The following is a 25,073-nucleotide window of genomic DNA, read 5'->3' on the forward strand; positions in this document are numbered from 1 at the left end:
ATGAACAGCTGCCTTTACCAGGGTGTGTTACGCCATCGTCGCTTCCAGCCGAAATCACACCATTTTCGCTATAACGTGTTTATGGCCTGGATCGATCTGGACGAGCTGGATGCGCTACCGTCGGCGGGGATCCGCCGTAATCGATTTGCCGCGGCCGCCTTCCATGATGCGGATTACCCACTCGGCACACCGCTTAAAGAGAACGCCCTCGACCGGCTGCAAACCCTGACCGGGGAACGTCCCGATGGCCGCGTCATGCTCCTGACCCAGCTTCGTTATTTCGGCTTCCATTTTAATCCGATCAATCTCTACTACTGCTATGACAGTACGGGCATCCTGCGCTGGGTACTGGCCGAAGTGCGCAACACCCCGTGGAACGAGCGCCATTACTACGCGGTGGATGGCCAGGCGGCTCGCCCGCAGCCGAAAGCCTTCCATGTCTCCCCGTTTAATCCGATGGATATGGTTTATCACTGGCGCTTCAACGCCCCCGGTAAAACGCTGCATATGCATATCGAAAATCATCAGGAGTCGAAGGTGTTCGACGCCACGCTCGCGCTTCGCCGTGAGCACCTAACGCGCGCGACCCTGAGATCGATGTTGCTGCGCATACCGCTGATGACCCTGAAAACCGTTCTGGCGATTTACTGGCAAGCGTTACGGCTGTGGCTTAAACGCGTGCCGTTGTACAACCATCCCGTTAGAAGGAGTTAGCGCTCATGACCGATCCTGCCTTTGCGCTTGAATCCGATATCCCTCGTAACGCCCGTATCGCGCGCTGGCTACTCTTTCGTTTGCTGAGCAGTATCCGCGAGGGCTCGCTCACCGTGCGTGAAGGACGGCAGACCCTACATTTTGGCGATGAGTCTTCCGCGCTGCGTGCTGAAGTGCAGATCCTCTCGCCGGGTGTTTATTGGCGTCTGCTCACCGGCGGCAGCCTCGCTGCGGCCGAATCCTGGATGGAGGGTGAGTGGGAGACGCATCAGTTAACTCCGCTTTTACAGATCCTGGCCCTTAACGGCAAGGTGCTGGGAAGGCTGGAAAGTGGCTTTCGCCTGCTGGGCAATCCCATGGAGCGGCTTCGCCACTGGACGCGACGTAACTACCGCAAACAGGCGCGGGAAAACATCGCTGCCCATTACGATCTGGGTAACGAATTCTATGCGCACTTTCTCGATGAAGAGCTGCTCTACTCCAGCGCGCTGTTCACCGCCGACGACCAGGCTCTCTCACAGGCGCAGCAGGCAAAAATGGCGCGCCTGTGCGAACAACTGGCGCTGACCGCAAGCGATCATCTGCTGGAAATCGGCACCGGCTGGGGAGCAATGGCGGAATACGCCGCCCGTCACTACGGCTGCCGCGTCACTACCACGACGCTGTCGCAGGAGCAGTACATCTGGGCTACAGAGCGGATTGCCCGCGCGGGATTGCAGGACAGAGTACAGGTTCTGCTGTGCGACTACCGCGACCTGACCGGAGAATTCGACAAACTGGTATCGGTTGAGATGATTGAAGCCGTGGGTAAACGCTACCTGCCGGATTTCTTCCGCACCTGTCAGGCGCGCCTGCGCCCGGGCGGCAGAATGGCGATTCAGGCCATCACCATTCAGGATCAGCGCTACCGCGACTACAGCAAAAGCGTCGATTTTATCCAGCGTTACATCTTCCCCGGCGGGTTCCTGCCGAGCATCACGGCAATGAGTGAACTGATGACGCGTCACACCGATTTTGTCGTCCGTAATCTGTTCGACATGGGGCCAGACTATGCCCGCACGCTGACGCACTGGCGGCAGCGTTTTCTGCACGCCTGGCAGGACATTGAAAAGCTCGGTTTCGATGAAAGGTTCCGCCGTATGTGGCTCTACTACTTTGGCTACTGCGAAGCCGGTTTTAACGCACGCACCATCAGCGTGGTGCAACTGACCGCAGAGCGCGTATGAACCGCTCTGTGCAGGTCGTGCTGATGGCTCTCGCGTTCGATCTCTACTGGACGCTGGTAGTGTTATTTCGCGAACGCGGCCTGTTCCTGTGGCTCGCCCTGGCGATCCTGGCCTGTCTGATGCTGTCGCCTGCACACCGTGTTTACGCCCTGCTGCTGGCCGCTGCGGGCTGCGGTCTGGATGCCCTCTGGGTGCGGACGGGGCTGATCGGCTTTAACAGTGACGCGCTGTTACCCCTGTGGATGATAGCGCTGTGGTTGATGTTCGCCACCGTCTGGACCCACTTGATCCTCACGACCACGCTGCCGGGGTGGATGCTGGCTCTGCTGGCAACCGTTGGCGGTCCCGTAGCGTATGTGATTGGCGAACGTCTGGGCGCCATGACCTTCCGGGAGCCGACCTTGATCGTCGTCAGTTGGATGGCACTGGGTTGGCTGGTTCTGATGCTGTTGTTCCATATTATGGTGGGGAGACGACAATGAGAACCTCTTTACTGATGCTGCTGTGGTTGGCGGCCATCGCGCCCTTCGCCCATGCCGCCGACTGGTTAAGCTGGCGTAAAGTGGGTGATGCCAGCCTCACATGGGGGCCGTTTACCGTTTATACCTCCCAACTGAGCACGCCGGATGGTCGGTATCACGGGCCGGAGCAGGATCAGGCGCTGATTATTACCTACAAACGCGATATCGATCGCGACCAGTTGGTCGAAGCCACCCGTGACCAGTGGCAGGCGCAGGGTATCCTGGAGCGAGAACCACAGAGCGAAGCCTGGCTGCGCATGCTGCAGTCACTCTGGCCGGACGTCACGCCGGGCTCACAGTTGACCTTTGTTCTCAAGGGTAAGCAGGGGCAGTTCTGGTATCGCGCCTCGGCGGCAGAAAAAAGCTTTACCCCGCTCGGCTCCAGCCAGTCTGCAGACTTCAGTACCAACTTTCTGGCCATCTGGCTCGATCCACGCACGCAATATCCCGAACTACGTCAGCAGTTGATCGGAGGTGAAAAATGAAACGCATTCTGACACTTGGCCTGGCGCTGATGATGCTTCTGGTGGGTTGTAGCACAGACATCAGCGACTACCGGCATCAACAACCGTCGCTCGATATCTTCCACTACTTCCAGGGGAAAACCGAGGCATGGGGCATGGTACAGGACCGCAGCGGAAAACAGCTGCGCCGCTTCCACGTGGAAATCACTGGCAACGTCATCGGCGACACGCTGACGCTAAATGAACACTTTGTCTATGACGATGGCGAGAAGCAGCAACGGGTGTGGCATATCCGTCGCGTCGGCCCCAATCGCTACGAAGGCACCGCAGGCGATATTGAAGGTGTGGCCAGTGGCGTGGCGGAAGGCAATGCCTTTAACTGGCGTTACAGCATGAACGTGAAAGCCAATGGCAGTACCTGGCTGCTTCACTTTGATGACTGGATGTACCTGCAGGATGACACGCATCTTTTTAATAAAACAGAGATGAAGAAATTCGGTATCACTGTCGGTCAGGTGACGCTTTTCTTCACCCGAAAAGAACAGTAAGAGGATCGCGACATGAATAAGCAACCCGTCATTGGGATCAGCGGATGTTTAACCGGCTCGACCGTACGGTTTGACGGCGGACATAAACGCATGAGCTTTGTCATGGACGGGCTGGCGCAGTGGGTGGCCTTCAAGCCCATCTGCCCGGAGATGGCCATCGGCCTGCCCTCTCCCCGTCCGGCTCTGCGCCTGGTCCAGACCACCGAAGGGGATTTCCGGCTGCACTTCAGCCAAGCGCCACACGACGATATGACGGAGAAAATGGCCGAATTCACGGATTCCTATCTCTCACATCTGGACGAACTATCGGGCTTTATCGTCTGCGCAAAATCGCCGAGCTGCGGTATGGAACGCGTGCGGTTGTACGATGAAAAGGGCAATCGCGGGCGTAAAGAGGGCGTGGGCGTCTTTACCAGGGCGCTGCTGGAGAAATACTCGTGGTTACCGGTCGAAGAAGATGGCCGCCTGCACGACCCGGTGCTGCGGGAAAACTTTGTCGAGCGTATCTTCGCCCTGCACGAGTTGAACACCCTGAAGGCCAACGGCCTGACCCGCCATGCGCTGCTGGACTTCCACAGCCGTTACAAACTCCAACTGCTGGCGCACCACCAAGCAGGCTACCGAGAAATTGGACCCTTTGTCGCCTCGTTGCACGAGTGGGAAGACCTGGATGCATTCTTCGTGGCTTATCGCGAAAAACTGATGACGATCTTGAGAAAGCCCGCCTCGCGCAAGAACCACACCAACGTGCTGATGCACATTCAAGGGTATTTTCGTAACCAGTTGAACTCACGTCAGCGCGGCGAGCTGAATAACGTGATCCTCCACTATCGCGAGGGGCTGCTGCCAATACTCGCGCCGTTGACGCTGCTGAAGCATTATCTCGGCGAATACCCAGACAGCTACCTGCTGACGCAAAAATACTTTGACCCCTATCCGCATAATTTGGCTTTGCGGCTGGCGGTTAATTAAGTGCGCATGATTTGTGGCCGAACTGCTCACGTTTTTCGGCCATAGGTATGAGCAGGCTCAGGAGGGCACTTCTCCACCAGCACACGATCCTTGTGCGGTTACCCATGTGATCAATCCCAACGTGATGACGGTGCGCGCTGGGGATTAGCCCGAGCGTCATCGCCTCCCCCTGCTTTTATGCATCTGCATAAAAGCAAAACCCGTAACTCACCTTTTTCATCATAATTTTTATCATTTTCGATAACATTTGCTAACCAGCACGTCATAACATCGATTTTTTTGCCCTCACCGGGTTGGCATTTTATACAAAGCGTCAGCCTTGTTTGCCGAAGAAAGATGTGAAATTTTGCGCATTCTTGCACCGTTGCCTTTCCCTATACTCACCACCATCAGTAAATGTCGGTGAAGGGCAACCTATGCAGCAGGCAAAAATCACACACCTCTATCAGAGTTTACAGCAGAGCGTTAACCGCCGAGCTGAGCATACCGCCCTGTTCTTTGAAGGCCATAAATACAGTTATAACCAGTTAAATCATAATGTTAATTTATCTTCCGCCTGCCTGAAAGAGAGTTTTAACCTCGCCAAAGGCGATGTGATCGTTCTGGCTCTGGGTAACCGACCTGAATTCTGCTCGCTGTTTTATGCGGCAATGGCGTTGGGGATTATCGTGGTGCCGTTAAGCACCAAGTTAAAATCGCAAGACAGCCATATCATCCTGTCCAGTGTTAATGCCAAGGCGGTTTTTTACGATCCCAACAGTCAGCCTTGGATGGCGACGCTGGAACCCGTGCAACAAAGCCAGGTGGTGTCACTGGCCGATTGGCAACTGATGCTCAGTAATGCAGATGACCAAAAGGTGATCCAACCCGTAGAGCCTGCCGCCATCGTAGCGGATGACATTGCCGCAATTATTTATACTTCCGGCACCACTGGCTCCCCGAAAGGAGCGGCACTCACTCACGGTAACTTTATTGCTGCTGTCACGGCTTACCAGCAGGCTCTCAAGTTAACCGAACAAGACAGCGCCATCCTGCCGATCCCTATCTGCCATATTACCGGCCTATCGGCTTTGCTCTGCCTATTTATTCATCTTGGCGGCACGCTGCATTTGCAGCAAAGATTCAATGCAGAAGAGATTTTAAAAACCGTCAGTAACCATCACATTACCTTCCTGCATGGCTCGCCAACGGTGTTTATCCTACTGTTGCAAGAAGCAGAAAAGTATCCACAAGCGGGCGACTACTCCAGCTTACGGATGATCGCTTGCGGTGCCGGGCATTTGAACGTGGGAATTATCGAAAGGCTCGCGCAGTTGTTCCCAGCCACGGAAATCAGGCCGATCTATGGGCTGACAGAAACCTCTTCACCAGCCAGCATTTTCCCGGTCGATGTGCGCAGCAGCGATAAGATAGGCAGTTCTGGCTTACCCATTCCCGGCCTGAGTTGCCAAATTCGCGACGATAATCTCCAGGTGCTTGCTGCCGGTGAAATTGGCCATCTGTGGCTGAAAGGGCCGGTGGTCATGAGCCAGTACTGGAAGAATCCGGCGGCCAATCAGCAGTTCTTCCACGACGGCTGGTTCTACACCGGCGATATCGCCTGCCTCGATCAGAATAACTACCTGTATATCAAAGATCGCAGCAAGGACATGATCAACCGCGGTGGTGAGAAAATATACTGCATTGAAGTGGAAAACCTGATCTCGAATTATCCTGGCGTCAAGGAGATTGCCATCGTTCCCAACAGCAGCGAAATCTACGGAGAAGAAGCCGTCGCCTTTATTGTGGCGCACCGGAATAAACCCTTGGTGAGCGACAATATTATTCATTGGCTCTCAAATAAGATTGCCAAATTTAAAATACCATCAAAAATCGTCTTTACTGCGGAATTACCGAAAAACGCCAATGGCAAAATCGATAAATTAGCATTACGACAAAAATTGACGCAGGCAACGTGAAATCCAACCGAGTCAAATAAGTGCGTCAACACCAGGAAACGAGCGCACCATGAGAATAACAGACCATCTGCACCTCTAATAATAACGCAGAAAACGCAACCCTATTTAATCGCCTCATCACGAGGAGGAGTCATTATCATGTCAAACCGGCCGTTAGATATTGCATCGAAAAGCCAGGCGGCAATAACGAATGCAAAAATATATAAACACCTGATGCCATTACTGATCATTGTTTATATCATCAGCTTTATCGACAGAACCAATATCGGCATTGCCCGAGCGTCTATGTCCATCGATCTTGGGCTTTCCGCTACCGCCTATGGGCTGGGAGCCGGTCTGTTCTTTCTGACCTATTCCACCATGGAGATCCCCAGCAACCTGATCATGGCGCGGGTCGGGGCCCGATTCTGGATCACCCGCATCATGTTCACCTGGGGTGTGATTTCCGCAGGTATGGCCTTCGTCACCGGCCCCACCTCTTTCTATGTCATGCGCCTGTTGCTTGGCGCGGCAGAGGCGGGGTTGTACCCCGGTATCATCCTGTATCTTACCTACTGGTTTGGCCGTGAAGATCGCGCTAGAGCCGTCGGCATGTTCCTGCTCGGTGTCTGTATCGCCAATATTGTCGGGGCTCCACTGGGCGGCGCATTGCTCATGCTGGATGGCCTGGGTGGACTGCACGGCTGGCAATGGATGTTTATCGTGGAAGGGCTCCCGGCAGTGCTGCTGGCGTTTTATGTGTATGCCGTACTCCCTAATAAACCACGCGATGCCAAATGGCTGACCCAAACCGACATTGAGTATATTGAAAACAAGCTGGCTGCAGAGCAACCGGTCGGGGTGGATAAGAACCAGAAGTTTTCCTTTAAAACGGCGTTTACCAATAAGACCTTCATGCTGATCGTGGCGATTTATTTCACCCATCAGATTTCGGTCTACAGCCTGACCTATTTCCTGCCCAGCATTATCAACAGCTACGGCAAGATGAGCACCCTGATGCTCGGCCTGTTAACCGCCATTCCGTGGATCGCGGCAGCCTTGGGTGGCTTCTTCCTGCCCAAATATGCCAATACCGCTTCTCGCTCACGCATCATGCTGGTGTCCGGCTTTATGTCGATGGCCGTCGGTTTCCTGATTGGTGTACTGGGTGGCCCGGTATTAGGGCTGATCGGCTTCTGTATCGGTGCCTCGATGTTCTTCGTCGTGCAATCCATCATCTTTACCTACCCGGCCACGCTGATGAGCGGCCCTATGCTCGCTGGCGGGTTGGGATTACTGGCTTGCCTTGGCATTACCGGTGGGTTCTTCGGGCCTTATGTGTTCGGTCTCCTGGAGGATAGAACGGGGTCACCAAGCGCAGGCCTGTGGTTTGCCATCGTGCTGCAGACCCTTGCCATTATCGGGGCTGCGCGGGTGAAACAACCCGCAGGCAGCAAAGATAAACCGGCCAATCAATGCCCCCCGGCAGCAATGAATAGCGTGATTGAGAAATAGAGCCTAAAACGCGGTGCCATGGTGCACCGCCGCACAGAAGTAAGGTAACAATGATGAGAAATAAAGTCATTTCGGCTCAGCAGGCCGCAGAGTTAGTGAATAACGGTTCGACCCTGTGCACCATCGGCATGACATTGATTGGGGCCGCGGAGTCGATCTTGAAGGCTCTGGAAAAGCGCTTTCTTGAAACAAAGGCACCGCACGGGTTGACCTATATTCACTCTGCGGGGCAGTCGAATCGTGAGCGCGGTAATCAGCATTTTACTCCGCCAGGCATGGTAAAACGCATTATTGGTTCGCACTGGGGGCTGGCACCCAAGTGGATGGAAAAGATTGCCACCAATGAGGTTGAAGCCTTCTGTCTGCCGCAGGGGCAGATTGTCCATCTGTATACGGCCATGGCGGCCGGTCAGGCCGGGTATTTATCCAAAGTGGGGCTGGGTACCTTTATCGATCCCCGCCTGGAAGGCGGCAAAATGAATGCGTTGACCCGCTCCCTGCCAGATTTGGTGGAAGTAGTCAGCCTGCGCGAAGAGGAATATCTGTTCTATCCGGCGATCCCGCTGGATACGGTGATCATCCGTGGCACTACGGCGGATACCGCTGGCAACCTCACCTGTGAGGAAGAAGCCATGAAGCTGGAGATCCTGCAGGCGGTGCTGGCGGCGAAACGCTTTGGCGGCAAGGTGATAGCCCAGGTAAAAAACCTGGCGGAAAAAGGGAGCCTGCACCCGAAACAGATCGTGGTACCGGGCAATTTTATTGATGCCATTGTGGTGTGTGAAGACCCTGAACAAGACCACCGTCAGACCTCTTCCTGGTTTTATGATCCGGCCTATTGCGGCAACCTGGTGGCCCCTGCCAGCGAAGTGGAAACGCTCCCGCTCAACATCCGCAAGGTGATTGGCCGCCGCGCTTGCCAATTCCTATCCCCAGACTGCGTGATCAATCTTGGCACCGGTATTCCCAACGATGTTATTGGCACCATCATCCATGAAGAGGGGGTGAGCGAAGCGGTCACCATCACCGTTGAATCAGGTATCTACGGCGGCGTTCAGGCCGGTGGGGTTGATTTTGGCATCGGCAAAAACCTGACCGCCATGATTAACCATCAGGAGCAGATGCTGTATTACAACGGGGCCGGAGTGGATATTACCTATATGGGGGCAGGCGAGATGGACGCTAACGGGCATATCAATGCCACCCGTATGGGAGACCGCTGTACCGGGGCTGGAGGGTTTATCGATATTACCCAAAATGCACACCACGTGGTGTTTTGCTCCACCTTTACCGCCAAGGGGCTGGAGGTGGCATTCCAGCAAGGGCAATTAACCATCCTGCAGGAAGGCTCGGTTAAAAAGCTGGTGAGGTCAATTAACCAGATTTCCTATAACGGCGAAATAGCCCGCCAGAAAAAACAAAAAATGCATTTGGTGACTGAGCGAGCGGTGTTTGAACTGACGGCGCAGGGCCCGATGTTGATAGAAATCGCCCCTGGCGTCGATCTTGAGCGGGACATCCTACAACAAATGGAATTTATGCCACTTATTTCCCCCTCATTAAAACAGATGGATGCTGCACTATTTTGTGACGCCCCTTTTGGCCTGAAGGAAATGCTGGCCAGACAGTAAAAACATATTTGTTATCTCTGCGCTAATTCAGCGTGGTCAGGAATTAAAACGATAAGGAGTACCCTATGTGTTTAACGAATAAAGTGGCTATCGTCACCGGGGCCAGCCGTGGTCTTGGGCGAGGCATTGCCCAGGTATTGGCTGAAAAAGGGGCTGCCGTAGTCATTTGTGATGTCGACCAGGAAGGCGGTAATAAAACCGCAGCCGAATTGGTGAGCGCGGGCCATAAAGCCATTTTCATCGCCTGTAATATTGCCAACCGCGAAGAGGTTAATCAGCTATTTATTGCGGCCGAGCAGCAGCTAGGGCCGATAGATATTCTGGTCAATAACGCCGGGATTAACCGTGATGCCATGTTGCACAAGCTGACGGAAGAGAATTGGGATCTGGTGATGGATATCAACCTGAAAGGGACCTTCCACTGTATGCAGGAAGCCGCCCTGCGGATGCGTGAGCGTGCCAGCGGGCGCATCATCAACATTTCGTCGGCCAGTTGGTTGGGCAATGTGGGGCAAGCCAACTATGCCGCTTCAAAAGCTGGAGTGATCGGCCTGACCAAAACGGCCTGCCGGGAGCTGGCAAAAAAAGGGGTGACCGTTAACGCCATCTGCCCTGGGTTTATCGAAACCGACATGACCCGCGGGGTGCCGGAAAAAGTCTGGGACATCATGATCGGCAAAATTCCCGCAGGTTTCGCTGGCGATCCGGTTGATGTCGGCCATTGTGTGGCCTTCCTGGCGTCCGACGAGGCGCGCTATATCAATGGCGAAGTGATCAACGTCGGCGGCGGCATGGTGCTGTAAGGAGAATCGAATGAAAAATGCAAATGACATTGTTGTCGTCAGCGGCGTACGCACGGCGATCGGCACCATGGGCGGTAGCTTTAAAGATACGCACCAGCATGATTTGGGCGCTGCGGTGATCCGTGAGGCCGTGGCCCGTGCCGGGCTGCAACCCGCACAAATTGATGAGGTGGTGGTAGGTAACGTAGGGCAAATCGCGGAAAGTGGCTTTATCGCCCGCATTTGCCAACTGCGCGCGGGCTTACCAAACGAAACGACGTCCTATTCGGTAAACCGCCAGTGCGGTTCGGGTCTGCAAGCGATTGTCGATTGCATGCTGGAACTGCAAACCGGTAACGCCGAGATCACCGTCGCCTGTGGGACAGAGAATATGACTCAACTGCCCCACTATATTCGCAAGGCTCGTTACGGTTATCGCCTTGGGCACGGAGAGCTGGAAGACGGCATCGTCTCTATTTTAACCTGGCCGGAAGGCCCTTATCACAACGGTATGAGCGCCGAGTTCGTCGCGGAACGTTTTCACATCAGCCGTGAGGCGATGGACGAGTTTGCCTGGTGCAGTCAGCAAAAAGCCTTGGCAGCCATCAAAGAGGGGCATTTTACCTCGCAAATCCTGCCGCTGGAGGTTCGTGAAGGCAAGAACAGCCGTCTGTTTGCCACCGATGAGCACCCAAGGGATACACCGAAAGAAAAGTATGCGCAGCTGAAACCGGCGTTTAAAAAAGACGGCACGGTCACGGCAGCAACGTCATCAGGTATCAATGATGGGGCTGCCGCGTTAGTTGTCACTACCCGAGCCAACGCGGAAAAACTGGGGCTACCAATCCGGATGGTGATCCGAGGCTGGGCAGTGGCAGGTTGTGAGGCAGAAGTCATGGGCTTTGGCCCGGCTCCGGCAACTCGTAAACTGATGCAAAAGTTGAACATGTCGGTGCTCGATATCGATCTTATTGAGTTAAATGAGGCCTTTGCTGCCCAATCATTGGCGGTGATTAACGATCTTGAGTTGGATCCGGCGAAAGTGAACGTCAACGGCGGAGCCATTGCGCTGGGGCATCCTGTTGGGGCCAGCGGGGCCATCATCGCTGTAAAACTGATGTATGAGATGGAGCGCCGTGGCGTCAATACCGGCTTAGCCACTATGTGTATCGGTGGAGGCCAAGGGATCTCTATGCTGTTTGAGCGGGAAAGGTAGTCTCTTAAGTTAGCGCAAGAGATATTTCCGGCCCTCTACCCAAGAGAGGGTCGGATGGCAAACATCGGCTTACACATTGAGTTGCCTGAATTGTTTTAAGTTTACTACGTAGCGCTGCTGATGGGTGAATAAGGTTATCGTGAAATTGGCAAGAAACATTCAATATTATATTTAACCCCCCTCACTATAATAGAGGTTTTATATCATAAAGGTATGAGTATGCTGATCACCTTAGAGCTGGCTAATACCATTGTGAAACGAGCGATGAGTATTATCCATTATAACGTTAATGTTATTGATCATCAGGGCGTAATTATCGCTTCGGGCGAACCACATAGGATCGGTGAGCGGCATGAAGTGGCATTTGAGGTGATAAAAAGCCGCCAGCGTATGACGATAGAAAATGCTCAGCAGGCCGCCCGGTACAAAAATGTGCAACCCGGTATCAATCATCCGATTATTGTGGATGATCAGGTGGTTATGGTGATAGGTATCAGTGGCAATCCCGCCGCGATTGCGCGTTACGCCGAGCTGGCCATCCTGGCGGCGGAACTGTTGATCAAACAGTCTTTAGCTATCCGGGAAATGAACTGGCAATACCGTATCAGGGATCTGCTGCTAAAACAGTATCTGGAAGTGGGCGACACAGAGAAAGGAAAGGAAATACTTCACCAGTTGGTACAGCAAGAAATCGACCTCTCTCAACCCCTGTTGCCGGTATTGATCAATATTGAAACCGGCGGGCATTTATTGGGGCAAACCATCGATCACATCCTCAATAAGCTCTCACATATTTTAAAATCCCAGCGGGTAATATTGCTCAGCAATGATGAGATCCTGTTAATTATCACCGCTATCGACCAGACCGATGCCACAGTTAAAGCTATTAACGCATTTATGGAAACTCAGCTGAGCCATTACACTATTGGCATTGGGATAGAGTCTGGCTCTGCCGGAATTTTCCGCCAATCGATATTTATGATCAAAGAGATGATAGAACATGCTCGTGAGTCGTTACCACTATCGCGAGTCATTAACGGCCAGCAGTTTGCCTTTAGCGGATTGTTGAATGAAGCCAGAAGCAGCTCATTCACCCTTTATTTCAAACAGAGAATTGATAAATTGCTGATGCTGGGCACCGGTCAAATGCTGCTCAATACCTTGAGTACCTATATCGCACACAATGCCGAACTGGCAAACGCGGCGCGGGAACTTGGGGTACATCGCAACACGCTCACCTACCGGCTTAACCAGATCAAAGAAGCGACCTCATTGGATCCGTTTAACTTCAAGGAGCTTAGCCAACTGATGATTTCGCTTTACTATCATCAGGGGACGTTGCTGTCTATTGCGACGGCTGGCACCAACGATCCCCCATGATGTGTATGGAGAGGTTGCTAGGATCCAGACTCACCCTCTTTGTCAGAAAACTTCATGATTCATCCAGCTAATCGCACAGTAAAATTCAGTATATTCATTAAGTTATGGAGTGATATTATGACTGAATGACTAGCTGTTATCATCATTCCGGCCGTCATCAGCCCAGGGCCGTAATTTCATGGTTAAGAAACAAAGTAGGGGTTAAAGATGGAAATAAGCTGGCAGGCATTGAAGGGCAGCAGCCTCAGCGCGCAGCAGTTGCATGATATTCTGGCGCTGCGCATGGCAGTGTTTGTCGTAGAGCAGACGTGCCCGTTTCAGGATATTGATGGACAGGATCTGCTTAATAGCACCCTTCACGTTGCCGGATACAGCGATGGCAAGCTTGTCGCCTACGCGAGAGTGTTACATGTGAGTAATTCTCTGGATGCGGCCAAAATCACGCGAGTGATTGTTGATGATTCCGTCAGGGGTCAGAAACTGGGTGTCAGGCTGATGGAAAAAACCATGTCCTTAATCCACGGCGACGAACCAGGCAAGGCGATAAAGCTCTCAGCACAAACTCACCTCGTCAAATTCTATGAAGGATTCGGTTTCAAAACGGTATCCGGCGAATACCTTGATGATGGCATACCCCATAAGGATATGGAGTATACAGACATGTAATCCAGGCTGGATCTTATCCGGCTTCACATTGATTCTTTGATAAATCGTGCGCCAGCTGTAATTAGCTTTAGCCCCAACCCACCAAGGGTCAGGGCTTGATAGAGTAAACCGCGCTTATTACGCCGTGCCGCCCACGGTCAGTGAATCCAGCTTCAGCGTCGGTTGACCAACCCCTACCGGCAGGCTCTGCCCTTCTTTACCGCACACGCCTACGCCCTTATCCAGCGCCAGGTCGTTACCCACCATCGAAATCTGCTGCATCGCCTCAATACCTGAGCCGATCAACGTGGCCCCCTTCACCGGTTTGGTAACGCGGCCATTTTCGATCAGATAGGCTTCAGAGGTGGAGAAGACAAATTTCCCGGAGGTGATATCAACCTGACCACCGCCAAAGTTCGGCGCATACAGGCCATACTCCACGCTGGCGATAATATCTTCCGGCGTCGACTGGCCAGCCAGCATGTAGGTGTTGGTCATGCGCGGCATCGGCAGGTGAGCATAAGACTCGCGGCGGCCGTTGCCGGTAGGCGCAACGCCCATCAGCCGTGCGTTGAGTTTATCCTGCATGTAGCCTTTCAGAATGCCGTTCTCGATCAGCACGTTGTATTGACCCGGCACGCCTTCGTCATCGATCGCAAGCGATCCACGGCGGCCTTGCAAGGTGCCATCATCCACCACGGTGCACAGCTCAGAAGCCACCAACTGCCCCATCTGGCCGCTGAATACCGAAGTGCCACGGCGGTTGAAATCACCTTCCAGCCCGTGACCGACAGCTTCATGCAGCAACACGCCCGGCCAACCCGCGCCCAGTACCACAGGCATGGTGCCCGCTGGGGCTGCCACGGCAGAGAGGTTGACCAGCGCCATACGCACCGCTTCTTTGGCAAAAGCATCGGCACGTACTTCACCGTCTACCACTTCCAGGAAGTAGTCATAGCCAAAACGGCCACCGCCACCGCTGGCTCCGCGCTCACGCTTGCCGTCTTCTTCCACCAGCACGCTGACGGAGAAACGCACCAGCGGGCGAACGTCCGCAGCCAGAGTGCCATCCGTTGCCGCAACCAGTATCTGCTCATACACCCCGGTGATGCTGGCCGTCACTTCCTGCACGCGCTTGTCAGCAGCACGCGCGACCTTGTCTACCCGGTGCAACAGCGCGATCTTCTCTTCCCGCGGTAGGCTTTGCAGCGGATCGAGCAAAGGATACAGCGCCTGATAGCCGATCTCACCCAGCGTATGGACTTTGCCATTGCCGCTGTCACGCACAATGCTGCGAGCAGCCTGAGCGCTTTGGTTCAGAGCGTTCAGGGTGATTTGGTCCGCATAGGCAAAGCCGGTCTTTTCACCGCTGACCGCGCGCACGCCAACGCCCTGGTCGATATTGTACGAGCCATCTTTGATGATGCCATCCTCAATCACCCAGGCTTCGTGGTAGCTGGACTGAAAATAGAGATCGGCGTAATCGAGGCGGCGTTCGGCCAGTTGACCCAATACGGAGAACAGGTCTTGATGACTCAGCTTATTCACAGCGAGTAACTGCTCACTGACAAACGACAGGCTCATAATTTTTTCACTCTTTATTGGAGGAGTTTTCAACCGGCGCAATCAGCGTCGGCTGGAATCGGTTGTGCTGCATCACCGGCATCTGTTTGCGGATGGTATGCAACTTGCCGGTATCCACGCGTACTTTCAGCGCGGAAACCGCGTCGGGGTTTTCTGCCAGCACATTGCCCCAGCTGTCTACCACCATGGAATGTCCCCAGGTACGGCGGGTGGCTCCGTGGCGGCCTACCTGCGCTGGAGCCAGGATCACACACTGGTTCTCGATAGCGCGGGCACGCAGCAAAATCTCCCAGTGTGCCTCACCGGTCACGCGGGTAAATGCGGCGGGCACCGAGATCAGTTCCGCACCTTGCGCACGCAGCGCCTGATACAGGCCAGGGAAGCGCAGGTCGTAGCATATCGTCATGCCCAAGCGGCCAACCGGCGTATCAACCACCGTTAATTGCTGGCCATGCTGATAGGTATCCGACTCGCGATAATGGGCATGGATATCATTGATATCTACGTCGAACATGTGCAGTTTGTCGTAACGACCACGGATTTCGCCCTGATCGTCAAACAGCAGGCTGCTGGTGGTGATACGCGTCGGATCTTCGCGGCTGATCAATGGCATAGAGCCAATCAGCAACCATACTCCATAACGGCGAGCCATATCACGCACCGCCTGCTGCAACGGCCCGTGACCTTCCGTTTCCGCATGTTCACGGTAGGCGGCCGAGTTGGCAAACAGTAAGGCGTTCTCCGGAGTCATCACCAGTTTTATCCCGGGATTGAGCTGCTTGATCTGCTGCTCAATCTGGGCCAGGTTGTCCCGTATCTGCTCACCGCTACACAGCTGTAATAACGCAACGTTAGCATTTTTCATGGCGATTTATCCTCTTTTGGCTTACGCAACACCTCATGAATACTTGGGTGGTCCAGGCTGCCGGTAATGTCATAGCGGATAAACGAGATCTTGCTCCACAACGGCCCCAGCACTTTCGAGGCCGCAAACACCGCCGCCCCCACAATCGGGTTGATCACAAACGCGGTCGCCACGCCGACCGTTGCCGAGATCTCTGGCGCTATCACGGCCTGCATATCAATCTGGCGTTTCACCAGGTCGATCTGGCCGCTCATGGCAATATCCGCCGCCAGCCCATCCACCAAAAAGTTATCTGTATGCATTATGCCATCTTTCGCCCAGATAGTGCCGCGTATGGAGTCAAAGTAAAATCCATTACCGAAGGTATCACGGAAGTCGAACTGTAATTTGCGCAGCAGGGCATCAAAGCTGACCAGGCGTAACAACTGCCCAGCCCTGCCACCGCCGACGTTGTCAATCTCGCCTTTACCCAGATCGACCTTCATGGTGCCATTGAGCGTGTTGATCTGCGGTTTCCATGGCTGCCCATGCCAGTGCAGATCAAAATCGATATCGTAGGGTGCGTCTTTTAATGGAATGATCACGCCGAAGAAACTGGCGGTACGATCGATTTTGCTGCCCAGCAGTTTGCCCTTTAACGCACTCCGCTCTTCCTGAGCGTTCTGTTTCCACAGGCCGGTGGCGCTCATACGGCCATAGCCGGTATCTACCAGACCATGGCTGAGCACTAACGAGTCGCCATCGTGTTTAACGTCGGCTTCAACCGTGCCAAGGTTCTGCCCCATCATCCAGCAGGATTTACAGCGCAACATCAGTGAAGGCCAATCCTGGAACGAGATCCGCTCCTTCGAATCCAACGGGTTGGTTCCGCCAGCACTGCCGTCGCCGCTGGCGAACTGCGGGTTGTAGTAAAGATAGCCAAGATCCGCGCGCCACACGCCCTTATCCGGCATAGACAGGCTACCATCAATCTCTTTACCCTTGGCGGTAACGGTCGTTCCCGCCAACTGCTGCACAACCGCCAGCTGAAGGTTATGCCACGCCTGCCCGCCCAGCGTCAGCTGCGGGGTTTCGAGCGTTATGCTGGTTGGGAACACAAAGCTGCCCACCTTGCCTGCACCGCTGCTTTGCTTCATCGCGGGTGCCAATAGCCCCAGCCATTGCTCGCCATCCAGCGCGGGCAAGTTGAGCACCAGGGATTTATCTTTGGGTAACGTTGGCGTAGAGGAACCGCCGGTTTGCCAGGCGGCACGTGCCAGCGTCACCTGCTGTTTGGCCAGCAGCCATTCGCTGTTGAAGTGGTTTTGCTTGCCCGCACTGCCATTGAGCATAAACCCTTGCAGGCCGCCGTTCACTTTTACGCTAACAGGTAACGCTTCCCCTGCGGGTTTATTCAGGGGAGAAGGTAAGTGACTGCTTACTTTTTTCAGATCGGCATTCACACCAATCTCATAGTTCGGCTCGCCTTTATGCGGCAGGTTGATCGCCACCTTACCCTGCCAAGCGGCGCTGCCAGCCAGCTTTTTGGCAAACTCTGGCGGCAGGCCTTCAACCTTGGCCGGTTGCCAATCGCCTTTCAGCCCAACGTTAACCTTATAATCCTGTTTGCCTTCCAGCGTATCGAAGTTGACCGTCAGCGGCTGCCCAAACCAGTTGGCCGTCAGGGTATCGCTCTGCAGGTTGCCGTTGTCGAAGCGGAACTTGCCGCTTACTCTCTCTAGCTGGCTCTCCAGCGGCTTGACCAGCAGCGAGTTGTTGTTCAGCGTCACTTCACCGCTGGCGTTAACCAACTCACCGTCCAACGGAATATTCAGATGTAAGCGCCCACTTACATTGCCACCCACCTGCAGCTCATCTAATGCCGCCCCGACAGAATCATCAAGTGGGGTCTGCATGAAATAGTCGTGGATAGCTTGCCCGGTGCCCGCAACGTCGGCATCAATCAACAGGCGTTCTTTGCGATAGTCCGGAATGATGGCGCTAATATTGCTACCCGTCGCGTCGCCCAGTTTGGTTTGCGGCGCATTCATCCACAGGCCATTGTTGGCAAAGTCGAGGTCGATCGCCAGATCGTTCAGCGCTGGCCATTCCGGCTGGAACTGGAAGGTCGCGTGGCGTAGTGGGACAAACACCTGAAACTGCCCTTCGTTCTTTTCATACGGGAAGTGCTGCGGATCGCCCGCATAAATCAGGGAAGCATTATCAACCTGCCCACCCTGGATCGCCTCGCTGAGATAATCCACCAAATGTTTACCCATCAGCGGTTCAGGGAAATAACGCCAGGCATCGGCGGCATCATACAAACGGATGCCAGCCAGAATATCCAGCCAAGGCTCGCCGTTGGCCGGTTGCTGATAGCGGAAATCACCGTTAATCCACAGGGATTTGGCCTGAACATCCAGACTTTGGCTTGCCAATTGCCAGCCTTGAGCGTTGTTTTGCCAGGTCAACGCCCCGCTCGCACGGCCGATCTCCAACGGTGCCCGGAACATATCGCCATAAGGCAGCGTGCTGTTGTTCAGCCCCAGCGTCAGGCGGCCATTTTCCACGCCCCCGGTTAATGCGCCAGAAAAGTGATCAACGCCCGGCAGCAGTTTCCAGTGTTGCCAGCTCAGATCCTGCCACCACGCTTGAAAACGGGTTTTTTCCGGCTGTTGCAGCGGGATATCCAGCGCCAGCGCCCTGAGCATGCCGCGAGGTTGTAAGTCTTTCCAGTGCTCCAGCACTTCCGGGCTGAGGAACGAGAAGGTCGGCAGTAACGCTTCCAGCCGTTCCAACTGGATGCCAGTGGCGCGGATACGGAGTTCTTCACTCTGGTTTGGTCCGATAAACTGGGTATTTTCCGGCAACCACAGCGCAGTAAGGGTTCCCGGTGCCCAGGCTTGGCCATCGGTTTTCAGGTTCAGGGCAGGCACATGCACCTGCCAGCCGTTGCCCTCACGGCTCAGTGCCAGCGCCAGATTATCGACGTCCAACCGGTGTTGATCGCCACCGGCCGACCAACTGGCGGTGCCTTTATTAAGCAGGGCATTACCGCTGTAGATTGCACCATTTTTGATATTGAGCCAGGCGGCCAGGCTGAAATCGGCACTTTCGAGACCGGTATTGGTTTGCAGCCAGCGGCTGAACCAGGGCTTCATGTCAATATCATCGGCCTGCATATAGATGGTGCCGGTATTGAGTAACCCCTGCTCATCCCGCAGATCCAGGCGTAACTGTGCCGCACCGTGCTGGCCATTCAGGCTGCTCAGGCTGATCTGACCTTCCGCGCGATGGCGGTTATAGCTGTTGAGCCAGGTCATTTGCGGGATGTGGAATTCAGCGCGGGAACCGGATGGGGTCAGGAACGAGAGACGGCTGTTGCGCAGATCAAAGTGATCCAGCTGATACAGGAACAGATCGCTTACTCCGTTCGGGGTAAGGCCATTGCTGCCTTCCCCCCCGAGCGTCGCGTCAAGATCAAGCTGCAGTTGATAGAAGGTGAGATCGCGGAACTGCCAGCGCCAATGCAGCAGGGATTGCCACACGTCCAGCGCCAGCGTGACGCGCTCGATCTGGATCTTGCTTGTTGGCAGGGCCAAACGGATATTGCGGGCTTCCAGCGTTGGGCCAAAGGTTTCCCAACTGCCCTGGACAAAGTCGGCCTCGACGGGCACCCCAGCGATCGCCTGCACCTTCTCCAGCAATAGCGGACGATAGTGGTTAAGCTCAGGCAGCACCAGACGCAACCCGCTGATCAGCAACGCCACAACAACAATCAAAATGGCGCCTGTGGCTAACAGGATCCCGGGCAGTCGCCTCACGCATTTCTCCTTAATGACCAAATATATAACCTAACGCTTGTGCCCCTCACCCTAACCCTCTCCCACAGGGAGAGGGGACCGAAAGAGTTCGTTATCAGTTGCAGAAATTTACCTGACCATCACAGATTATTAAGCCACATCATGAACACCATACTTAACCACGACACCGTACCAGCTCCCTCTCCCCGTGGGAGAGGGTTGGGGTGAGGGGTATTACATCATCACCACGTCAAACTGTTCCTGGCTGTATAACGGTTCGATCTGCACCTTGACCTGTTTGCCAACGAAGATTTCCACTTCCGCCAGCGCGTGTGACTCTTCACTTTTCAGCGCTTCACCCACGGCCGCAGATGCATAGACCAGGAAACGATCGGAATCGTAAGCATGATGCACACGCACGATCTCACGCATAATCTCATAACAGACGGTTTCCACCGTTTTCACCGTTCCGCGCCCTTGGCAGGTCGGGCAGTCGTTACACAGCACATGCTCAATACTTTCACGCGTGCGTTTACGCGTCATCTCCACTAAGCCTAGCTGAGAGAAACCATTGATTGTGGTTTTTACCCGATCTTTACTCAGCGCCAGCTCCAACGAGTGCAATACCCGGCGGCGGTGTTCATCATTGTTCATATCGATGAAATCAATGATGATGATGCCGCCCAGGTTGCGCAGCCGCAGCTGGCGGGCAATGGCCTGCGTCGCTTCGATGTTGGTATTGAAGATGGTCTCATCAAGATTGCGGTGGCCAACAAAGGCCCCGGTGTTGATATCCACGGTGGTCATGGCTTCGGTTTGATCGATGATCAGGTAACCGCCGGACTTCAATTCAACCTTGCGCTCCAGCGCACGCTGGATCTCGTTCTCAACGTCGTACAGATCGAAGATCGGCTGGCTGCCGGTATACAGCTCCAGCTTATTAGTGATATCCGGGATGTACTCGCCGGTAAATTCCACCAGTTGGTCATGCGTCAGGCGTGAATCGACGCGGATACGATCCAGCGCCGCCCCGGCAAAGTCGCGCAGGATACGGTGCGCCAACGCCAGTTCGCCATACAGTTTGTACTTGGTCTGGTTACGCTTTTTGCGCTCCATGACCTTGGTCCACAAGCGCTTGAGGAAGGCGGCATCCTGCGCCAGCTCTTCTTCGCCGATCCCTTCCGCCGCAGTGCGGATGATAAAGCCGCCCAGATCGTCGCAATATCCCGCCACGGCGCGCTTAAGACGCTCGCGTTCGGCTTCGCTTTCAATACGTTGGGAAACCCCCACGTGTGCAGCGCCCGGCATAAAGACCAGGTAGCGCGAAGGTAGAGTGATATCGGTTGTGAGGCGTGCGCCCTTGGTGCCAAGCGGATCTTTCACCACCTGAACCATCAGATCCTGCCCCTGGCGCACCAGTTCGGCGATATCGCGCACGGAGAAATTCTTTTGTTCATCACCGGCAACACACTCGGTGTGCGGCATGATATCGGAGGCGTGCAGAAAGGCCGCTTTATCCAGGCCAATATCGACAAAGGCCGCCTGCATGCCGGGTAACACGCGGCTGACACGCCCTTTGTAGATATTGCCCACGATGCCACGCTTGGCTTCGCGCTCTATATGGATCTCTTGCAGAATGCCGCCGTCAATATAGGCAACCCGCGTTTCCGACGGCGTAATGTTTACCAGTAGCTCAGCTGTCATGCTTTCTCCTCAGAGCCGGTGTAGCGCCTGCCCCTTATCTTTCCTGTGCTCACGCTATGGCGGCGACGGGAAATCTAGTGGTGGCATCAACCGGTTCTTACCTCTCGTAATGCGACAAAATGACTGAGCAGCTCATGTGTTTCGACCAGCGGCAACCCCATCACCGCATGATAACTTCCGGTTATCGTTCTGACGAAACAACCACCCTTGCCTTGAATTCCGTAAGCGCCCGCTTTATCCATCGGTTCGCCCGTGGCGATATAGTCGCAGATATCCTGTGGTGACAGATTGCGGAAGGTCACGTCGGTGACCACCAACTGGCATAAAACGCCCTGTTTATCGGCAATCGCCACGGCGGTCATCACCTGATGCTGTTTCCCGGACAAGGCAGCCAGCATCTGCGCCGCATGCTCTTCATCCCGCGGTTTTTCCAACACCTGGCCGTTCAACACCACGATAGTATCTGCCCCCAGCACGGGCCAATCCTGTTGCGCCAGGGAGACACCCGCCCTGGCCTTATCCTGCGCCAGACGGCGAACGTAATTTTCCGCCGCTTCCCCTTCCTGCCGCTGCTCTTCAGTATGCGTCAGAATGACTTCGAACGGTACGCCGAGCAGAGTCAGCAGTTCATGACGACGGGGAGAACCGGAAGCAAGATAGAGCGAAAACATCGTTATAACCTCATTGTACGGCAAACTGACGGCGGATCTTGCGCATCAGCAGGAATAACCACGGCCAAAGCACGCCGTTGACCACACTACTCCAGAACACCTCGGGGCGGAAAGAGACGTTGATCACCAAAAACTCCGCCCAGAACACCACCACGTCCATAGCCAATGATAGCAGCACGACGATCAGCGCTTGCTGCCACAGAGCCATATTGCGGAATAATTGGAATTTGAACGCAACGAGATAGGCGATGATGCCCATGGCCAGCGCACGCACGCCGAGCGTGGAACCCAGGATCAGATCCATGATCAGCCCCAGGATAAACCCGGTGCCGACGTTAACCCGATGGGGTAACGCCATCACCCAGTAAGTGAGGATCAGCAGCAGCCAGGATGGCCGGAACATGTAGATTTGCTCCGGCCACGGCATGATTTGCAGCACTAATGCCACCAGGAATGACAGCCAGATAATCCAGCGCCCGTTGCTGCGATAGCGATTCATCGGGTTGCCCCCACCGGTGGCGGCTGAACGGTACCGGTAGCGGGAGCGGGCAGCGGAGCCGGTGGGCCCATGGCATCAGCCGGTGGCAATACCTGCGGCATCATCTGCATCAGGCGTTCATTGGCAACGCGGTGAACTTCCTCCGGCGGCAGCGGCATGGTGCCGTTGCGATCGGCGCCCCATAGTAACAACAGATAGCGCAGGCGTTGCAGACCAGCGGTTGGCCGCGCCTGGATCACGGTATAGGCGCGTTGGTTATCCACTTTTACCGAGGACACCACGGCTACCGGATACCCTTCTGGGAAGCGACCGCCCAAACCAGAGGTGACCAGCACATCCCCGACGCGGATATCGGTATTGCCCGGCAGATGTTCCAGTTGCAAGTCATCCGTACAGCCACTGCCTGCGGCAATCACCCGGATATCATTGCGCAATACCTGGATCGGCAACGCATGGGAAGCATCACAGATCAGCAGGACGCGGCTGGTCATTTTAGCCACCGCCACCACCTGCCCGACCACGCCTTTATCACTGATAACCGGCTGGCCTTCATAAACCCCGTTGTCCGACCCTTTATCAATCACTACCTGATCGCTATAGGGGTCTGAACCGGTGGAGATCACCTGAGTGACCATTTTGTGTTCGTCCTGGCGCAACGGCGAGCCTAGCAGCTCACGCAAACGGGCATTTTCCTGTTTGAATTGGCCAAGAAGAAGATTATCGCTGTTTTTGAGTAACAGTTCCTGCCGCAGAGCACGGTTTTCCAGCTCTAGCTGTTGGCGGGTAGCCAGCGTTTCCGATACGCTGTCCAAAACTTTACGCGGCCCATTAGCCAAGAAGTAAAAAGGGCTGACGGCGGTGTCCATGTAGTTTCGTATTTTAACGAACGTACCGAGCCGGCTGTCGGCAACGATCAGTGCAATCGCCACGATCACTGCCAGGAAAAGTCGTAGTTGCAGGGAAGGCCCCCTGCTAAAAATCGGCTTCATAAATTATGCACGTTCCTCGACAACAGAAAGGGGAACGCACCAGATGCCAGGTTAATGCCGCCATCCGCTACGATCCCTCCATTCTGGGGCTGCTCACTATTCTTCGCTGAACAAATCGCCGCCATGCATGTCGATCATTTCCAACGCCTTGCCACCACCGCGAGCCACACAGGTGAGAGGATCTTCAGCCACCACTACCGGGATACCGGTCTCTTCCATCAGCAGGCGATCCAGGTTACGCAGCAATGCGCCACCACCGGTCAGCACCATACCGCGTTCGGAGATGTCGGAAGCCAGTTCCGGCGGGCACTGTTCCAGCGCAACCATGACCGCGCTGACGATGCCGGTCAGAGGTTCCTGCAAAGCTTCGAGAATTTCATTGGAGTTCATGGTGAAGCCACGCGGCACACCTTCTGCCAGGTTACGGCCACGCACTTCAATTTCACGCACTTCGTCATCCGGATAGGCCGAGCCGATACCGTGCTTGATACGTTCTGCGGTAGCTTCACCGATCAGTGAACCGTAGTTACGGCGCACGTAATTAATGATGGCTTCGTCAAAACGGTCGCCGCCGATACGCACGGAAGAGGAGTACACCACGCCGTTAAGCGAGATCACCGCCACTTCAGTGGTACCACCACCGATATCAACCACCATGGAGCCAGTGGCTTCCGATACTGGCAGACCCGCACCGATCGCCGCAGCCATAGGCTCTTCAATCAGGAAGACTTCACGCGCACCGGCACCCTGAGCGGACTCACGGATCGCACGGCGTTCAACCTGGGTGGCACCAACAGGTACGCAAACCAGTACGCGCGGGCTAGGGCGCATAAAGCTGTTGCTGTGAACCTGCTTGATGAAATGCTGCAGCATTTTTTCGGTGACAAAGAAGTCGGCGATCACGCCATCTTTCATTGGGCGAATAGCCGCGATATTGCCAGGCGTACGCCCCAGCATTTGCTTGGCGTCATGACCTACGGCCGCAACGCTCTTGGGTGAGCCGGCACGATCCTGGCGAATGGCAACCACCGACGGTTCATTCAGTACAATGCCTTGTCCTTTAACATAAATCAGGGTATTGGCGGTACCCAAGTCGATGGACAAGTCATTAGAAAACATGCCACGAAATTTCTTAAACATAACGAAAGGATAATCCTGCAAGCTGGGGGCGGAAAATAAAATCCGCCTACTTTACCAACCACACGAAGCAGCGACAAGGCGCAAAAACGTCCTACTTCGGTGAAAATTAGTCTGCGTTATTTGTGACCGAATGCACGGAAAGCGAATGGGGCCTGATATCCCTCAACAAAGGCTCAGCTAGCCACCAAATCAACGTACCAAACGGCAGTAACACAGCTCATAAAATCTAACATTTTTCCTGATTGTCACCGGTGGTAAGCACCTACTGACGCCCACAGGAAAAGACGG

General features: G+C 54.6%; 21 protein-coding genes and 1 pseudogene. 14 read left to right on the forward strand and 8 right to left on the reverse strand.

The window, feature by feature from the left end:
- The 14 genes and pseudogenes from A6U95_RS12960 to A6U95_RS13020 all read left to right on the forward strand — a co-directional run bounded on the left by A6U95_RS12960 (nucleotide 1) and on the right by A6U95_RS13020 (nucleotide 13,572).
- Nucleotides 1–714 (forward strand): DUF1365 domain-containing protein, encoded by a 714-nt coding sequence (locus tag A6U95_RS12960; RefSeq protein WP_065684765.1) that lies wholly within the window; start codon nucleotides 1–3, stop codon nucleotides 712–714.
- Between the two features lie 5 nt (nucleotides 715–719).
- Complete coding sequence (locus A6U95_RS12965) at nucleotides 720–1,940, forward strand: cyclopropane-fatty-acyl-phospholipid synthase family protein (protein WP_065684766.1); 1,221 nt, start codon at nucleotides 720–722, stop codon at nucleotides 1,938–1,940.
- Nucleotides 1,937–2,422, forward strand: a complete 486-nt coding sequence (locus tag A6U95_RS12970; RefSeq protein ID WP_065684767.1) for a DUF2878 domain-containing protein — start codon at nucleotides 1,937–1,939, stop codon at nucleotides 2,420–2,422. Before A6U95_RS12965 ends, A6U95_RS12970 begins: the two co-directional genes overlap by 4 nt.
- On the forward strand, nucleotides 2,419–2,946 hold the full coding sequence (locus A6U95_RS12975; protein WP_065684768.1) for a hypothetical protein: 528 nt from the start codon (nucleotides 2,419–2,421) through the stop codon (nucleotides 2,944–2,946). The genes A6U95_RS12970 and A6U95_RS12975 overlap by 4 nt, the downstream gene beginning before the upstream one ends.
- Entirely contained in the window at nucleotides 2,943–3,473 is a 531-nt protein-coding gene (locus A6U95_RS12980; protein WP_065684769.1) for a DUF3833 domain-containing protein, read from the forward strand. The genes A6U95_RS12975 and A6U95_RS12980 overlap by 4 nt, the downstream gene beginning before the upstream one ends.
- Nucleotides 3,474–3,485: 12 nt before the next feature.
- Nucleotides 3,486–4,445, forward strand: a complete 960-nt coding sequence (locus tag A6U95_RS12985) for a DUF523 and DUF1722 domain-containing protein (RefSeq protein ID WP_065684770.1) — start codon at nucleotides 3,486–3,488, stop codon at nucleotides 4,443–4,445.
- Between the two features lie 10 nt (nucleotides 4,446–4,455).
- Nucleotides 4,456–4,581, forward strand: a pseudogene (gene rihB / locus A6U95_RS31460) (ribonucleoside hydrolase); the annotation flags it as partial.
- Between the two features lie 280 nt (nucleotides 4,582–4,861).
- Complete coding sequence (locus A6U95_RS12990; protein ID WP_065684771.1) at nucleotides 4,862–6,403, forward strand: class I adenylate-forming enzyme family protein; 1,542 nt, start codon at nucleotides 4,862–4,864, stop codon at nucleotides 6,401–6,403.
- A 138-nt stretch (nucleotides 6,404–6,541) separates the two neighbouring features.
- Nucleotides 6,542–7,897, forward strand: coding sequence for an MFS transporter (locus tag A6U95_RS12995; RefSeq protein WP_024527954.1), 1,356 nt, complete (start codon nucleotides 6,542–6,544; stop codon nucleotides 7,895–7,897).
- 53 nt (nucleotides 7,898–7,950) lie between these two features.
- Entirely contained in the window at nucleotides 7,951–9,528 is a 1,578-nt protein-coding gene (locus tag A6U95_RS13000; protein WP_065684772.1) for a CoA-transferase, read from the forward strand.
- Between the two features lie 65 nt (nucleotides 9,529–9,593).
- Nucleotides 9,594–10,331 carry a 3-oxoacyl-ACP reductase FabG gene (gene fabG, locus A6U95_RS13005; RefSeq protein ID WP_065684773.1) on the forward strand — a complete coding sequence of 246 codons (738 nt, stop codon included), beginning with the start codon at nucleotides 9,594–9,596 and terminating at the stop codon, nucleotides 10,329–10,331.
- 10 nt (nucleotides 10,332–10,341) lie between these two features.
- Nucleotides 10,342–11,526: a thiolase family protein gene (locus A6U95_RS13010; RefSeq protein WP_065684774.1), complete on the forward strand. Its 1,185-nt coding sequence runs from the start codon at nucleotides 10,342–10,344 to the stop codon at nucleotides 11,524–11,526.
- Between the two features lie 219 nt (nucleotides 11,527–11,745).
- Nucleotides 11,746–12,906: a sugar diacid recognition domain-containing protein gene (locus A6U95_RS13015; RefSeq protein ID WP_065684775.1), complete on the forward strand. Its 1,161-nt coding sequence runs from the start codon at nucleotides 11,746–11,748 to the stop codon at nucleotides 12,904–12,906.
- Between the two features lie 207 nt (nucleotides 12,907–13,113).
- Nucleotides 13,114–13,572, forward strand: coding sequence for a GNAT family N-acetyltransferase (locus A6U95_RS13020; RefSeq protein WP_065684776.1), 459 nt, complete (start codon nucleotides 13,114–13,116; stop codon nucleotides 13,570–13,572).
- Between the two features lie 117 nt (nucleotides 13,573–13,689).
- Here the strand turns inward: A6U95_RS13020 and tldD are convergent, their stop codons facing one another.
- The 8 genes from tldD to mreB all read right to left on the reverse strand — a co-directional run bounded on the left by tldD (nucleotide 13,690) and on the right by mreB (nucleotide 24,785).
- Nucleotides 13,690–15,135: a metalloprotease TldD gene (gene tldD / locus A6U95_RS13025; RefSeq protein WP_065684777.1), complete on the reverse strand. Its 1,446-nt coding sequence runs from the start codon at nucleotides 15,133–15,135 to the stop codon at nucleotides 13,690–13,692.
- Nucleotides 15,136–15,142: 7 nt separating this feature from the next.
- Entirely contained in the window at nucleotides 15,143–16,000 is an 858-nt protein-coding gene (nit1, locus tag A6U95_RS13030; protein ID WP_065684778.1) for a deaminated glutathione amidase, read from the reverse strand.
- Entirely contained in the window at nucleotides 15,997–19,803 is a 3,807-nt protein-coding gene (gene yhdP, locus A6U95_RS13035) for an AsmA2 domain-containing protein YhdP (RefSeq protein ID WP_065684779.1), read from the reverse strand. Before yhdP ends, nit1 begins: the two co-directional genes overlap by 4 nt.
- Before the next feature lie 213 nt (nucleotides 19,804–20,016).
- Entirely contained in the window at nucleotides 20,017–21,486 is a 1,470-nt protein-coding gene (gene rng, locus A6U95_RS13040) for a ribonuclease G (protein ID WP_021180761.1), read from the reverse strand.
- 86 nt (nucleotides 21,487–21,572) lie between these two features.
- On the reverse strand, nucleotides 21,573–22,157 hold the full coding sequence (locus A6U95_RS13045; RefSeq protein WP_024483771.1) for a nucleoside triphosphate pyrophosphatase: 585 nt from the start codon (nucleotides 22,155–22,157) through the stop codon (nucleotides 21,573–21,575).
- A 10-nt stretch (nucleotides 22,158–22,167) separates the two neighbouring features.
- The gene (gene mreD / locus A6U95_RS13050) at nucleotides 22,168–22,656 is read right to left on the reverse strand and encodes a rod shape-determining protein MreD (RefSeq protein WP_024483772.1); all 489 of its coding nucleotides are present in this window, start codon (nucleotides 22,654–22,656) and stop codon (nucleotides 22,168–22,170) included.
- Nucleotides 22,653–23,645, reverse strand: a complete 993-nt coding sequence (gene mreC, locus A6U95_RS13055; RefSeq protein ID WP_021180764.1) for a rod shape-determining protein MreC — start codon at nucleotides 23,643–23,645, stop codon at nucleotides 22,653–22,655. The genes mreD and mreC overlap by 4 nt, the downstream gene beginning before the upstream one ends.
- A gap of 96 nt (nucleotides 23,646–23,741) precedes the next feature.
- On the reverse strand, nucleotides 23,742–24,785 hold the full coding sequence (mreB, locus tag A6U95_RS13060; RefSeq protein WP_021180765.1) for a rod shape-determining protein MreB: 1,044 nt from the start codon (nucleotides 24,783–24,785) through the stop codon (nucleotides 23,742–23,744).
- Nucleotides 24,786–25,073 lie beyond the last annotated feature (288 nt).

Source organism: Serratia sp. 14-2641 (assembly GCF_001692375.1).
GTDB classification, from domain to species: Bacteria; Pseudomonadota; Gammaproteobacteria; order Enterobacterales; family Enterobacteriaceae; genus Chania; species Chania fonticola_C.

What these genes read in the sequence shown, in the direction of transcription:
- A6U95_RS12960 (WP_065684765.1), top strand. Translation starts at nt 1, where the DNA reads ATGAACAGCTGCCTTTACCAGGGTGTGTTACGCCATCGTCGCTTCCAG.
- A6U95_RS12965 (WP_065684766.1), top strand. Translation starts at nt 720, where the DNA reads ATGACCGATCCTGCCTTTGCGCTTGAATCCGATATCCCTCGTAACGCC.
- A6U95_RS12970 (WP_065684767.1), top strand. Translation starts at nt 1,937, where the DNA reads ATGAACCGCTCTGTGCAGGTCGTGCTGATGGCTCTCGCGTTCGATCTC.
- A6U95_RS12975 (WP_065684768.1), top strand. Translation starts at nt 2,419, where the DNA reads ATGAGAACCTCTTTACTGATGCTGCTGTGGTTGGCGGCCATCGCGCCC.
- A6U95_RS12980 (WP_065684769.1), top strand. Translation starts at nt 2,943, where the DNA reads ATGAAACGCATTCTGACACTTGGCCTGGCGCTGATGATGCTTCTGGTG.
- A6U95_RS12985 (WP_065684770.1), top strand. Translation starts at nt 3,486, where the DNA reads ATGAATAAGCAACCCGTCATTGGGATCAGCGGATGTTTAACCGGCTCG.
- A6U95_RS12990 (WP_065684771.1), top strand. Translation starts at nt 4,862, where the DNA reads ATGCAGCAGGCAAAAATCACACACCTCTATCAGAGTTTACAGCAGAGC.
- A6U95_RS12995 (WP_024527954.1), top strand. Translation starts at nt 6,542, where the DNA reads ATGTCAAACCGGCCGTTAGATATTGCATCGAAAAGCCAGGCGGCAATA.
- A6U95_RS13000 (WP_065684772.1), top strand. Translation starts at nt 7,951, where the DNA reads ATGAGAAATAAAGTCATTTCGGCTCAGCAGGCCGCAGAGTTAGTGAAT.
- fabG (WP_065684773.1), top strand. Translation starts at nt 9,594, where the DNA reads ATGTGTTTAACGAATAAAGTGGCTATCGTCACCGGGGCCAGCCGTGGT.
- A6U95_RS13010 (WP_065684774.1), top strand. Translation starts at nt 10,342, where the DNA reads ATGAAAAATGCAAATGACATTGTTGTCGTCAGCGGCGTACGCACGGCG.
- A6U95_RS13015 (WP_065684775.1), top strand. Translation starts at nt 11,746, where the DNA reads ATGCTGATCACCTTAGAGCTGGCTAATACCATTGTGAAACGAGCGATG.
- A6U95_RS13020 (WP_065684776.1), top strand. Translation starts at nt 13,114, where the DNA reads ATGGAAATAAGCTGGCAGGCATTGAAGGGCAGCAGCCTCAGCGCGCAG.
- tldD (WP_065684777.1), bottom strand. Translation starts at nt 15,135, where the DNA reads ATGAGCCTGTCGTTTGTCAGTGAGCAGTTACTCGCTGTGAATAAGCTG.
- nit1 (WP_065684778.1), bottom strand. Translation starts at nt 16,000, where the DNA reads ATGAAAAATGCTAACGTTGCGTTATTACAGCTGTGTAGCGGTGAGCAG.
- rng (WP_021180761.1), bottom strand. Translation starts at nt 21,486, where the DNA reads ATGACAGCTGAGCTACTGGTAAACATTACGCCGTCGGAAACGCGGGTT.
- A6U95_RS13045 (WP_024483771.1), bottom strand. Translation starts at nt 22,157, where the DNA reads ATGTTTTCGCTCTATCTTGCTTCCGGTTCTCCCCGTCGTCATGAACTG.
- mreD (WP_024483772.1), bottom strand. Translation starts at nt 22,656, where the DNA reads ATGAATCGCTATCGCAGCAACGGGCGCTGGATTATCTGGCTGTCATTC.
- mreC (WP_021180764.1), bottom strand. Translation starts at nt 23,645, where the DNA reads ATGAAGCCGATTTTTAGCAGGGGGCCTTCCCTGCAACTACGACTTTTC.
- mreB (WP_021180765.1), bottom strand. Translation starts at nt 24,785, where the DNA reads ATGTTTAAGAAATTTCGTGGCATGTTTTCTAATGACTTGTCCATCGAC.